Source organism: Paenibacillus sp. FSL R7-0312, assembly GCF_038004445.1.
Taxonomy (GTDB): domain Bacteria; phylum Bacillota; class Bacilli; order Paenibacillales; family Paenibacillaceae; genus Paenibacillus_AQ.
The window spans coordinates 2,744,342-2,756,531 of sequence record NZ_JBBORE010000001.1; the positions used below are offsets into that span (position 1 = coordinate 2,744,342).

Sequence of the window (12,190 nt, forward strand, 5' to 3'; positions counted from 1 at the left end):
GGTTGCAATATTATTCCGAAAAAAATACATCCCGCTGTTTATATGCAGCAATTGATATAGTAGCTCCGAGTGGAATTCAGTGATAGTTGCAATTAAGCATACCGACTAATTCGGATATCGGGTCACTGTAAATCCTCAGTAAGCAAAGCCGGATCGATTTTTTTCATTTTGGACGGGTTGTTGACCTTATATTTAACCGGATGCTGCGAGAGCTTCTTGGCAACGATTTTGGCTTCGAAGGATACTTTATCTCCGGTATTAAGCTCCAGCTTCTTCAGCGTTGCGCTATGGCTGGACCAGACCTCCTCAATCGCCAGGTCATGGCCTTCTACCGAAACGGCTTCGTATATAATAACTTCATCATCGTTGTCCGAGAAATGATTGGGGACGGTTGTGAACTCTTTGACCCTAGCGGTAATCACGAGCTTGTCTTCAGGCAGCTGGACAGCGGCTTTCTTTTTGGAGGCGGCTGCTTTTTTCTGCGGAGCTACCGGTGTCTCTTGCTTTGCTGAATCTGTGCTGTCCGGCGCAGACGGAATCTCCCCGATTGCTGCTTCTGCTTCCGGTCCTGCCGGGCTTGCCTGCTCTTCCGGGATGTTCTCCGCTGGCGGAGTCTCTTCCGGCATCTCTGCGGAGTCTTCCGCCTTAGCAGCTTCAACTGGCGCTATCGTGCGTTGTCCAAAGGCGGCGGTCTGCATTTCTTTCAGATAAGCGGGATGTATGCAGTGCTGCTGTTTATTCTCAAACTGTATCACCACGGTCTGACTGTCCACGTACCCTACAATTTCTACGGGCAATGTCAGGCCGTTTCTTTTATACTGATAAGTTTTGACCCGGGTGGCTGTAGCGGGCAGGAGATTCCATTCCTTACACCGGTCAATCAGTTCATCTTCACTGTCAAAGTCAAGAACAGACACAGGCTCAACTACAAACGAATAGGTCATTCATACTTCGCACCTTTCAAAATAAAATCAATATAATATCGTCTTACTCCGGCTCCTCACTCTCCTGAACCTTTCTCCGCGCGGCTTCTTCAACATCTTCCGGCGCATGGGGCAGCCCAAGCTCCTGTTCACGTTCTGCCTGCTTCCGGTGGGCAATGCGGCTGCTGGCAGCTGCGGCCACGGCACCTACGATGTCATCCAGATACGTGTGGATTTGGCCGGTCGTCTTGTCATTCAGCCGCTCCAGCACTCCGGGCTTAAGCTTGTCCACATAGCCGTAGTTGGTGAAGCCGATGCTGCCATATACATTCACGATGGAGAACGCCAGAATCTCATCTACCCCGTACAGCCCTTCATCATTCTCAATCATATCCTGCAGGGGAGCGAACAGCTTGCCTTCCTCAGCCAGTACATCAAGCTGGATACCGGTCAGGACCGCATTCTGCACCTCCCTTTTGCTCAGTACCATCTCCACATTATGAACGCATTCCTCCATGGTCAGGTTCGGATAATACTTCTTTTGCAGCAGCATGACAAGCTCGGCAATCTCAAGTATGGTTACCCCGCGTTTCTGCAGCCAGTACCGGGTGGCTTCGGCGACAGCTTTGCTGTTGAGGCTGTAAGGGATTTTGGCATCAGTCATGAGAAATCCTCCATTCGTAAGTCAATTAGGATAGCTGTTTGTACTAAATTGTACGCAAGCGGCAGGCTGATGTCCAGAACCGAGCGGATTCGTGAGCTGTGTCTGGCCGTATCGGTCCGGACTTTGGCTGCATCTGTCCACCCGGACAGAACTTCTGCAATTTAGGATAAGCTGTTGTTATTTTTTGGACTAAGGGCTCGTATACATAGCAGTACAAACTGATCTTAGCGTTGAAAGGGGTAATGAAGATTGAATAAGCCTATGAAACACATCCGCGGGGTTTCCGCGGCTTGCCTGCTGGCCGTTCCGATTATACTCTCCGGCTGCAGTCTGTTCGGTTCGGAATCGGCAGCGGTAGACCCGCCTCCGGGTGAAGTTGAAGCACAAATGCTGCAGGTCAGCGGAGAGGGCACACTCGACACCGGGGTGCTGGGACCGGTCTCGCTGGATGAGAGTGATCTCGCAGCAGGGGTTAAAGATGCGGCAGCCTCCGCTGCGGCTGGAGAACGGACAACCGTATTCCTGGAGGATCAGCACGGCCTGCTGGCACCGGTGTCTCTGGCCCTTCCGCAAGGGGGGGGCACAGCAATGCTGGAGGATTCTCTTACTGCGCTAGTCAGCAAGGGGGCATACAAATCTGTACTGCCTGAAGGCTTCCAGGGTGTACTGCCCGCAGGGACGGAAGTGAACAATGTATCTATCGGCCAGGATAAGGTGGCCATCGTTGAATTCAACTCGGCATTCAATGACTATGATCCGGCGGATGAACGCAAAATTCTGGAGGCAGTCACTTGGACCCTGACGGGTCAGGAAGACATCCAGGGCGTACAGCTCTGGGTCGATGGCAAAAAGCTTACCGAAATGCCGCTGCAGGGTACTCCGTTGGATCGGCCGCTGTCCCGCGCCATGGGCATTAATCTGCCGAAGCAGAGTGCGCTCATGATGAACTCCAGCGCAGTGACCGTCTACTTCTCTGCTGCTTCGCCGGATGGCATTCACCAGTATTATGTTCCGGTTACGCGCTTTGTACCCGCAGGGGGAGATTCGGTGAAGGCAGCTCTGAACGAGCTGATTGCCGGTCCACAGTCCGAGAATGGCCTGGAGATGGTCATGACGCAGGGCACGGTGGTTGATTCCGTGGAAGCAGGCCAGAATGGGGTAGTTACCGTTTCCCTGAAGGATGAGATGTTCGAAGGCAGCACAAGCGTACCTGAGGAAATGCTCGAATCGGTCGTGCTGACGGTTGCACAGAATACGGACGATGCCCTGGTGCAGATCCGCCTGAACGGTAAAGAAACAGTTACGGGAACCAATAATGTCGATTACGGCCAGCCGGTCTCGGCACCGGAATATGTGAACGAGCTGCCGCTGTAGAAGGATATGCATGCTTAAAAGATGCTTTTGTGCCTACTCTTTGATAGAATAAAGGTTCATTGATCCGGATATCTTGACAGGAATAGCGGTGCCGTTCTCTGAAGCAGAGGACGGCACCCGTTTCTGCGTAAAAGATAAGGGATGGATTCGTGTACACAAACTTAGGGCTATACGATGTAGGAGGCAGAAAAGATGAGATCAAACGGGCGCCAAGAAGACCAGCTCCGGCCGCTGACGATAACCACTGGGACCAATAAATATGCAGAGGGCTCTGTCATTATTGAGATGGGAGATACCAAAGTCATCTGCACGGCAACCGTGGATGAGAAAGTTCCGCCGTTTCTGAAAGGACAAGGCAAAGGCTGGGTCACTGCCGAATATTCCATGCTTCCCCGGGCCACCCAGACCCGTAACCAGCGCGAAGCAGCACGCGGCAAGCTTACCGGGCGGACGATGGAAATTCAGCGTCTGATCGGACGGGCACTGCGTTCCGTAGTGAATCTGCAGGCGCTGGGCGAACGCAGTATTACGCTGGATTGCGATGTGATTCAGGCAGACGGGGGGACACGGACAGCTTCGATTACGGGCGCTTTTGTAGCGATGGCCTTTGCCATTAATAAGCTTGCGCTGCAGCACAAGCTTGCGGTATTTCCGATTACGGATTACTTGGCGGCGATCAGTGTCGGTGTCGTCGGCGACAGAACGCTGCTCGATCTGAACTATGAAGAGGATTCCAAGGCGAAGGTTGATATGAATGTGGTTATGACCGGCGGCGGTGCGTTTGTTGAAGTGCAGGGTACCGGCGAAGAGCGGCCGTTTACACGCCAGGAGCTTGACCAGCTGCTGGGTCTGGGCGAGAAGGGGATCTACGAGCTGATCGCCGTTCAACAAGAAGTGCTGGGCCCGATTGCGCTCAAAATTCCTTCCGGCCAGTCTGGCCAAGAGGTGTAATATGAAGTCCGGCAGCGGGATTCTGATTGTCGCGACGAAGAATAAAGGCAAGGTGCGGGAGTTCCAGCACGCTTTTGCTCCCCTTGGACTCACCGTCAAAAGCATGTTCGATTACCCGGATCTGCCGGATGTGGTGGAGGACGGGGTGACTTTTGCCGAGAATGCCTTCAAAAAATCCCGGGCGGTAGGGGATGCACTCGGATTTCCGGTGCTCGCGGATGATTCCGGTCTATGCGTGGAAGCGCTGGACGGCAGTCCGGGAGTATACTCGGCCCGCTACGCCGGGGAGCCTGCAGATGATGAAGCGAACAACCTGAAGCTGCTGAGCGAGCTGGAGAGGCTGAAGCAGGGTGAGGATACCGGCCAGCCGCTGCTCAGTCCGGCCCGTTTCGTCTGTGCGCTGTCACTGTATGATCCGGCGGACGGGCGCGAGCTGACGGCGGAAGGAACAGTGGAAGGCTGGATTACCTCGGAGCCTGCGGGCGGCGGCGGTTTCGGCTATGATCCGCTCTTCTATCTTCCGCAGTTTGAGAAGACGATGGCGGAGCTGACCCTGGAAGACAAGCAGGCGGTCAGCCACCGGGGCGCGGCACTGCGCCTGCTGACGGAGAAGCTTGCTGCCGCGCAGCGGGACGTGAAATAGAAGCTGCAACTTATCCGGAAGCCTCCATGCATGCGTAACATGCACGGGGCTTCCGGATTTTTTTATGGAAATTAGATGATAATCCCCCTCAGTATGGAAATTTCCCCCTGGCGCAGCGGCGTGCTTTGTATGAGAATAAGAGTTGACTTCACCCCTTTCGAACATTCTGCATTCTTCCGCTACCCCATTCCTTTCACAAGTTTTGCAAACAGAGGCAGCCTAGCTGAATGACGCAAAACTTACTACACAAGCATAAGCCATAGTTACAGGTACGCACCCTTCAAGAGAGCACGAGATCCGCAGGTATGCAGCTTAGCTGCGTTTTTTTTGGGCTGGAGTATAGCTTTCAGCCTGCTAGTTATGTATTTAATAGATTAACAGGGTGTGGGTCAATAGGGTCCGGGAGGTGAGTGCTGAAGCTTTGTGTTGGGTAACGCATTGAACCGGGGAGGTAATAACGAAATGGTCTTTATCAAAAGTAAATCTCGTAAACCCTTTGTACTTGGCTTGGCGGCAGTTCTTTTCCTTGCTCTTTTTTCGGCTTTCGGTACAAATACCAGAACGGCTAATGCAGCTTCGGATTACAAGCTTGTCGGGTACTATGCTTCCTGGGCCGCTTACGGGCGGGCGTATAATGTTACGGATATTGATCCTAATAAAATGAATGTAATCAACTATGCGTTTGCGGATATTTGCTGGAACGGGATACATGGCAATCCAGACCCAACCGGTCCGAATCCGGTAACCTGGTCCTGTCAGAACGAGCAAGGCCAGACAATTAGCGTCCCGAACGGCACCATTGTGCTGGGTGATCCCTGGATCGATGCCCAGAAAAGCTTCGGCGATGATAAATGGGATGACCCGATCAAGGGTAACCTGAAGCAGCTCTGGAAGCTGAAGGAGAAGAATCCGAACCTGAAGACAGTCATCTCCGTCGGCGGCTGGACATGGTCGAACCGCTTCTCGGATGTAGCTGCGACTGCAGCGACCCGTGAGGTATTCGCCAATTCCGCCGTAGATTTCATCCTCAAATACAAGATGGACGGCGTCGATCTGGACTGGGAATACCCGGTCAGCGGAGGATTGGCGGGCAACAGCTACCGTGCAGAGGATAAACAGAACTATGTTCTGCTGCTGCAGAAGATCCGCGAGAAGCTGAATGCTGCAGGAACTGCCGATGGCAAAACGTATCTTCTCACCATCGCTTCCGGCGCAGGACCAGCTTATATCCAGAACAATGACCTTAGCGGAATCGCAGCAGTGGTGGACTGGATTAATATCATGACCTATGACTTCAACGGAAGCTGGAACACGACTACCGGCCATAACGCGCCGCTCTACTATGATCCGGCTGCAGCCTCCTCGGGGCTGACCGAACCGGCGAATTACAATATCGACAAAGCGGTTACCAGCTATCTGAGTGCCGGCGTGCCGGCAAACAAACTGGTGCTTGGCATGCCGTTCTACGGCAGAGGCTGGGGCGGTGCTCCGGCTGCGGGGAATGGCCAGTACCAGGTCTCGGCGGGAATCTCCTCCACAGGCACCTGGGAGAAGGGAAATTATGATTTCAGTGATCTGGAAGCCAACTATATCAATAAGAACGGCTATACCCGCTACTGGAACAATACTTCCAAGGTTCCTTATCTTTATAATCCTTCAAACCAGACATTTATAAGCTATGATGATGTAGAATCCATCGGCTACAAAACAACTTATCTGAAATCCAAAGGCCTTGCCGGAGCCATGTTCTGGGAGACCAGCGGCGATCGTAACCGGACACTGCAGACGAAGCTAAGCGCTGATCTTGGCGGCGGAGTGGTGACTCCTTCACCAACGCCATCGGCAACGCCAAGCCCTACGCCAACAGCTACAGTGAAACCATCGGCAACACCGAGTGCAACCCCATCGCCTACACCTACGGCAACGGTCAAGCCGAGTGCCACACCGACTGCAACAGTTGCACCTACTGCAACGCCAGGCCAATGTACGGCAGCGGCTTGGAATTCAACCGCTGTCTACACTCAAGGACAGCAGGCCTCCTACGGCGGACTGCTCTATCAAGCCCAGTGGTGGACGCAGGGCGACCGGCCGGATCTCAGCGGTGCCTTCGGAGTCTGGAGGGTTATCGGCACTTGCGGCAACACTACGCCGCAGCCTTCTGCTACAGCCACTCCTACTGTAAGTCCTTCGGCTACGCCGACAGCGGTACCAACCGCCACACCTGTGGTGACGGCAACCCCGGGTGCCTCAGCCTGGGCTGCCGGAATTGCTTATAAAGCGGGTGATGTTGTAACCTACAGCGGGAAATCGTACACCTGTCTGCAGGCACATACCTCGCTGGTAAGCTGGGAGCCCTCTACTACACCGGCTCTTTGGAAGCTGAACTGAACCTGAACAGGTATTGGCAGCAATAGCAAACTCACGTGAAGGGGCGGTGCCGGCTTAAGGCTGGCACTGCCCCTTCATGCAAGATCCGGCAACGCTGCTTCGTTTGAATAATTAAATGTTTACATATACTTAGGCGGAAATTATGCGTTGTAATACATAGAAGTACTGCCAGCGTTCATAAGCTTCCATAAGCTGAAATATAATGAAGAGGCAGGCTGCTGTCCCTGTTTCATTTTATTTATGAAACGTGATGCCGTTTATTTCGTTATAGTAGTATATAGCGGAAGGTGGTGGATTCACCGATGGTTGTTTGGGTATTATGGTTGATTGCCGCTGGCGTCTTGTTTGTTGTAGAAATGTTTACGTTCACATTCTACTTATTATGGCTTAGTCTTGGAGCTTTGGTTGCCGGCGGGGTCGCGCTTCTGCTCCCGGATGCATTGCTCTTGCAAGTGGTGGCCGGTTCACTGGTGGCCTTGATATTGACAATTTTCACCAAACCCTTGGCAGAAAGATTACGCAATTCCAGGGGCTTCAAGGATACCGGTACCGATATTGTCGGCAGAAAGGGTCTGGTTGTCGAACCGATTGAGCCGGGCCGTTACGGGCAGGTCAAGGTTGGCGGCGATACATGGAGTGCAACATCTACAGTAGCGCTGGGCAAGGATCAACAGGTGATAGTCGTTAGAAGAGGCACCACAATTATCGAAGTAGAACGATGGGGGGATATGTACTGATGGAGTTAGCTATTATCGGAATTATTGTTGTTGTTGTCGTAGTATTTATCGCACTGACTATCAAGATTGTTCCGCAGCAACGAGTGGGGGTCGTGGAGCGTCTCGGTAAATTTAACCGCCTGCTTACACCGGGTCTGAATATTCTGATTCCGGTAATTGATCAGGTGCGGGTCTATCATGACCTGCGGATTCAACAGGCGAATGTACCGCCGCAGACGGTAATCACGAAGGATAACGTGCAGGTACAGATCGACACGATTATTTTCTATCAAGTGGTAGGACCGGAAGAAGCAACTTACGGAATTTCCGATTATGTCTATGGTGTACGTAATATCTCTACAGCAACCATGCGGCAGATTATCGGTAAGCTGGAGCTGGATGAAACCTTGTCCGGCCGTGAAAAAATCTCCTCGGATATCCGTCTCGCGCTGGATGAAGCTACTGAGAAATGGGGCGTGCGGATTGAGCGTGTAGAAGTTATCGACATCAAGCCGCCGCTGGATATCCAGGAAGCGATGGACAAACAAATGAAGGCTGAGCGCAGCAAGCGTGCGATTGTACTGGAGGCGGAAGCCGCCAAACAGGATATGATCCTCCGCGCTGAAGGGGATAAGCAGAGTAAGATCCTGAAGGCTGAGGGGGATAAGGAAGCGCGTATCCGTCAGGCGGAAGGTCTCGGTCAGGCGCAGGAGCTGGAAGCCCTCGGCCAGGCCAAGGCGATCGAGGCAGTCGCGCAAGCCGAGAAGATGCGGATTGCCCTGATCGCCAGTGCAGGACTGGATGAAAGAGTCCTGGCTTATCAGTCCTTCGAAGCATTGACTGAAATCTCCAAGGGACCTGCAAACAAAGTGTTCCTGCCGACCAGTGCAGTTGAAACGCTTGGCAGTCTCGGAGCTATTGCAGAAGTATTCAAGGCAAGCAAGGACGGCAAATAAGCGCAGGGCTATTTTACAATTGCGGCACATTCCGTTAAAGTTAAAAGCAAAACTAAGCCTATGCTTACGAAGCATGCTACGCAAAACTAAGCCTATGCTTACGAAGACAGTTTTGCTACGCAAAACTTTAAGGAGAAGATACTGTGACGCAAAAAGAGATTTCACCGCTCGTAGAAACGCTGGGGCTGCAGCCGCATGTTGAAGGCGGATGGTACAAGAGACTTTGGAATTCATCCTTCGAGATTCCTAAGGAGACTCTGGGCGGAAGCTATTCGGGGCCGCGTGCTTCAGCTTCCTCGATTTATTTCCTGCTTCATGCTGACGAGACTTCAGATTGGCACACTGTGCTGTCCTCCGAAATCTGGCTGTATCATTCCGGCAGTCCGATTGTGCTTAGCCTGGGGGGCAGCGGTGAACAGCCGGAGAACGTGACGGAAGTGATTCTGGGGCTGGACATCGCCGCAGGCCAGCAGCCGCAGGTAGTCATCCCTGCAGGAGTATGGCAGGCAGCCCGTCCGCTCGGTGAAGAGCCGGTGCTGGTCTCCTGCATCGTGTCACCGGAGTTCCACTTTGATGATTTCAAGCTGATTGACAAGAAATAAGGGCAGGAATGAAATGGAGTACAGCCGTAGGATAGGCTGTACTCCATTTTTGTATCCGAAGCAGCCAACGATGATCAGACATTCTTCTGTCACTTTTGGCGGCTTCTCACCGATCTTCTATACTGATTCTGATTTTGGATGATTATGAAGGCGCTTTTAAGGTTAAGGATGCTTGATGAACTCAAATTAGGCTTGGAGGGTAAACATATGAGTCAATTGAACGCACCATTTACAGGCGGGCCTACCTTGAACGACGGAGTGACCATGCCCTGGCTGGGTCTTGGCGTATGGCAGACCCAGGATGGCGATGAAGTTATCCAGGCAGTGAAAGCTGCCGTGGAGACCGGTTACCGCAGCATTGATACGGCAGCCGGGTACAACAATGAAGAAGGCGTTGGACAAGCCATTCGTGAATGCGGGGTACCCCGTGAAGAGCTGTTTATTACCACTAAAGTGCGCAATCCTGATCAGGGCTATGAATCTACGCTGAAGGCTTTTGAAGTCAGCCGGAAGAAGCTGGGTCTGGAGCAGATTGATCTGTACCTTATTCACTGGCCGGTTGCCGGCAAATATAAAGAGACCTGGAAAGCGCTGATTCATCTGCAAAAGGAAGGCCTGGTCAAATCGATCGGCGTCAGTAACTTCCAGACCCATCATCTGCAGGATATCATCGATGATACCGGAGTTGTGCCTGTCGTAGACCAGATCGAGTTCCACCCGCTGCTGACCCAGCGTGAATTGCTTAAATATTCACGGGAGCATGACATTCAGCTGGAAGCCTGGAGCCCGCTGATGCAGGGGAACCTGGATGTGCCGCTGCTGAAGGAGCTGGCGGAGCGGTACGGCAAAACCGTGGCGCAGATTGTCCTGCGCTGGGATCTGCAGCAGGGTGTCATCACGATTCCGAAATCGGTGCATGCTGAGCGGATCATCGAGAATGCCGGCTTCTTCGATTTCACCCTCAGCGATGACGATGTCAAGGCTATTGAGGACCTGAATCAGAATCACCGTTTTGGCCCGGACCCGGATAATTTCAATTTCTGAGGTTGAGATAGATTGACGAAGAACAGTTTACAATTTAGATGTTGGTCGTAACTGCGGTGAATATTTGGACTTCCGGCCGCTGTTGTTCCCGGATTTCTTGATTGTTACCGCTATAAGCGGTGGAAATCCGGGGACAGCTTATGCTTCCGTTGCGAGCTTTCCTTCGGAAAGCTTCCAGGCGGTCGCTGACGCTCCTACAGTTCCAAAATTCCCCTCCGTACTTTCATCTTGTATTGTCTTATTCTCAGTGCAATCTATATAGGTGGAGGCGTAAAGCCATAAACGCAAAGAGCAGATCCTTTCGGGTGATCTGCTCTTTGCGTTTGGCGATAATCCGCCAAGTTACTAGGCGCTTAAAGCGCATCGACAGCCGCTGTTCCAGCTTCTATGATAAAAGCAGAAAGAATTGAACAGGAGGATAAGTATGACGGACATCGCCAGAGATCTACCGGAGAATCACGGATTATCTTCGCAGGCATTAAGTCGTTTTTTCATGGAGGTCAGGGAACAGGGGCTTGAGGTTAACAGCTTCATGCTGCTGCAGGGCGGCAAGGTCACCGCTGAATTTACCCGGATGCCTTACCGCCTGGGAACCCCGCAGCTGCTGTATTCGCTAAGCAAGAGCTTTACCTCCATAGCGGCTGGCATTGCCTGGGACGAAGGGCTGCTGAAGCTGGAGGATTCGGTGATTTCCTTTTTCCCGGACAAGCTGCCGGAGGTTGTGACGCCTAATCTGGTGCACATGACTGTGCACCATCTGCTCTCGATGAATGCGGGCCACCATTGCGATATTTATCCGGCTGTGGTGAAGGAGCAGGACTGGATCACCGCTTTTCTCGCACAGCAGGTAGAGCATGAGCCCGGCAGCTATTACCGCTACAGTACCCCCTCCAGCTATATGCTGGCGGCCATTATCGAACGGGTCACCGGGCAGAAGATGACCGATTATCTGATGCCGCGCCTGTTTGAACCCTTGGATATCCCGCGGCCTTCGTGGGAGACTTGTCCACTGGGCATTACGGCAGGCGGGATGGGACTCAGTCTGTCCACAGAGAGTATAGCCAAATTCGGCCAGATGCTATTGGACAAAGGAATATATAACGGGCGTAGAATCGTATCAGCGCAGTACATAGAACGGGCGGCCAGTGAGCAGAGCGATAACCGTGCAGGAGTGGAAAGGATCGACTCTGCGCAGGGCTATGGTTACCAGTTCCATCTGTGCCGGAGAGGCTGCTACCGGGGGGACGGCTCTTTTGGCCAGTTATGCCTGGTGGCTCCGGAGCAGAATATTGTCATTGCAGCAACCGCCGGCTTCGGGAATATGAGCCGCCTGCAGGTATTGTTGGATCTGGTCTTTGAGTATATTTTCGATGCGCTTGGCCCGGCCCTGCTGCCGGATTCCGGGCATCAAGCCAGCCTGCAGAAGCTGCTGTCCGATTGGAGCACTTCAGCCTTACCTGTGCTGCAGCCGGCGTTTCCCGGGAAATGGCCGGTTACCGGTTTCGGCGGCACATATCTGATCAGCGATAACCCCCATGGGCTGAAGAGGATTACTTTTACTGTAAAGAACAAGCTGAAGATCACGCTTCAAATGGTATACGGGGATGAACGGGACAATGTGCTGCCCTTCGATCTCACCAAGCCGGTATGCGCTGAGGATGTGTTCTATAAAGACCTCGCTTTGCACCGGCAACAGGTAATCACTTACGCTAGCTGGCTGGCAGAGGAGACCCTTAAGCTTACGCTGTTCTACATCGAAACCCCGTACATGGTCACATACATAATAGGATTTACAGACGACCAGCTCCTTGTCAGATTCAATATCAACGTCTCGCTTAACATTTCAGAATATAGTGCAGCGGGAAACAGAGATGTTAATACCCCGTTTATAAACTGTTAAGAGAAAATTAATAAAACTATTATACAATA

11 protein-coding genes are annotated in these 12,190 nt (G+C 52.5%); 9 read left to right on the plus strand and 2 right to left on the minus strand.

Translation table 11 applies throughout. The annotated features are described in order from the left end of the window. Positions 1–122: 122 nt before the first annotated feature. Positions 123–944 carry a hypothetical protein gene (locus MKX70_RS12115; protein WP_340840076.1) on the minus strand — a complete coding sequence of 274 codons (822 nt, stop codon included), beginning with the start codon at positions 942–944 and terminating at the stop codon, positions 123–125. A 43-nt stretch (positions 945–987) separates the two neighbouring features. Further along, positions 988–1,587, minus strand: a complete 600-nt coding sequence (locus MKX70_RS12120) for a phosphatidylglycerophosphatase A family protein (RefSeq protein ID WP_042239065.1) — start codon at positions 1,585–1,587, stop codon at positions 988–990. Positions 1,588–1,848: 261 nt separating this feature from the next. Between MKX70_RS12120 and MKX70_RS12125 the strand changes: the two genes are divergently transcribed. The 9 genes from MKX70_RS12125 to MKX70_RS12165 all read left to right on the plus strand — a co-directional run bounded on the left by MKX70_RS12125 (position 1,849) and on the right by MKX70_RS12165 (position 12,161). Next, on the plus strand, positions 1,849–2,961 hold the full coding sequence (locus MKX70_RS12125) for a GerMN domain-containing protein (RefSeq protein ID WP_340790137.1): 1,113 nt from the start codon (positions 1,849–1,851) through the stop codon (positions 2,959–2,961). Between the two features lie 192 nt (positions 2,962–3,153). Then, positions 3,154–3,912: a ribonuclease PH gene (gene rph / locus MKX70_RS12130; protein WP_042239062.1), complete on the plus strand. Its 759-nt coding sequence runs from the start codon at positions 3,154–3,156 to the stop codon at positions 3,910–3,912. A 1-nt stretch (position 3,913) separates the two neighbouring features. Continuing rightward, positions 3,914–4,555 carry an XTP/dITP diphosphatase gene (locus MKX70_RS12135; protein WP_076248390.1) on the plus strand — a complete coding sequence of 214 codons (642 nt, stop codon included), beginning with the start codon at positions 3,914–3,916 and terminating at the stop codon, positions 4,553–4,555. Positions 4,556–5,017: 462 nt separating this feature from the next. Next, a complete protein-coding gene (locus MKX70_RS12140) occupies positions 5,018–6,943 on the plus strand; it encodes a glycosyl hydrolase family 18 protein (protein WP_340840077.1) in 1,926 nt (641 codons plus the stop codon). A gap of 302 nt (positions 6,944–7,245) precedes the next feature. Further along, a complete protein-coding gene (locus MKX70_RS12145; protein ID WP_042239055.1) occupies positions 7,246–7,680 on the plus strand; it encodes an NfeD family protein in 435 nt (144 codons plus the stop codon). After that, complete coding sequence (locus tag MKX70_RS12150) at positions 7,680–8,615, plus strand: SPFH domain-containing protein (RefSeq protein ID WP_152679743.1); 936 nt, start codon at positions 7,680–7,682, stop codon at positions 8,613–8,615. The genes MKX70_RS12145 and MKX70_RS12150 overlap by 1 nt, the downstream gene beginning before the upstream one ends. A 143-nt stretch (positions 8,616–8,758) precedes the next feature. Beyond that, complete coding sequence (locus MKX70_RS12155) at positions 8,759–9,217, plus strand: cupin domain-containing protein (RefSeq protein ID WP_042239052.1); 459 nt, start codon at positions 8,759–8,761, stop codon at positions 9,215–9,217. 207 nt (positions 9,218–9,424) lie between these two features. Then, a complete protein-coding gene (locus tag MKX70_RS12160) occupies positions 9,425–10,261 on the plus strand; it encodes an aldo/keto reductase (RefSeq protein WP_042239048.1) in 837 nt (278 codons plus the stop codon). Between the two features lie 424 nt (positions 10,262–10,685). Next, complete coding sequence (locus tag MKX70_RS12165) at positions 10,686–12,161, plus strand: serine hydrolase domain-containing protein (protein WP_340840078.1); 1,476 nt, start codon at positions 10,686–10,688, stop codon at positions 12,159–12,161. The last annotated feature ends 29 nt before the right edge of the window (positions 12,162–12,190 follow it).

Coding starts and splice junctions, on each gene's coding strand:
- rph (WP_042239062.1), top strand. CDS start 3,154: ATGAGATCAAACGGGCGCCAAGAAGACCAGCTCCGGCCGCTGACGATA.
- MKX70_RS12125 (WP_340790137.1), top strand. CDS start 1,849: ATGAAACACATCCGCGGGGTTTCCGCGGCTTGCCTGCTGGCCGTTCCG.
- MKX70_RS12165 (WP_340840078.1), top strand. CDS start 10,686: ATGACGGACATCGCCAGAGATCTACCGGAGAATCACGGATTATCTTCG.
- MKX70_RS12135 (WP_076248390.1), top strand. CDS start 3,914: ATGAAGTCCGGCAGCGGGATTCTGATTGTCGCGACGAAGAATAAAGGC.
- MKX70_RS12145 (WP_042239055.1), top strand. CDS start 7,246: ATGGTTGTTTGGGTATTATGGTTGATTGCCGCTGGCGTCTTGTTTGTT.
- MKX70_RS12120 (WP_042239065.1), bottom strand. CDS start 1,587: ATGACTGATGCCAAAATCCCTTACAGCCTCAACAGCAAAGCTGTCGCC.
- MKX70_RS12115 (WP_340840076.1), bottom strand. CDS start 944: ATGACCTATTCGTTTGTAGTTGAGCCTGTGTCTGTTCTTGACTTTGAC.
- MKX70_RS12140 (WP_340840077.1), top strand. CDS start 5,018: ATGGTCTTTATCAAAAGTAAATCTCGTAAACCCTTTGTACTTGGCTTG.
- MKX70_RS12150 (WP_152679743.1), top strand. CDS start 7,680: ATGGAGTTAGCTATTATCGGAATTATTGTTGTTGTTGTCGTAGTATTT.
- MKX70_RS12160 (WP_042239048.1), top strand. CDS start 9,425: ATGAGTCAATTGAACGCACCATTTACAGGCGGGCCTACCTTGAACGAC.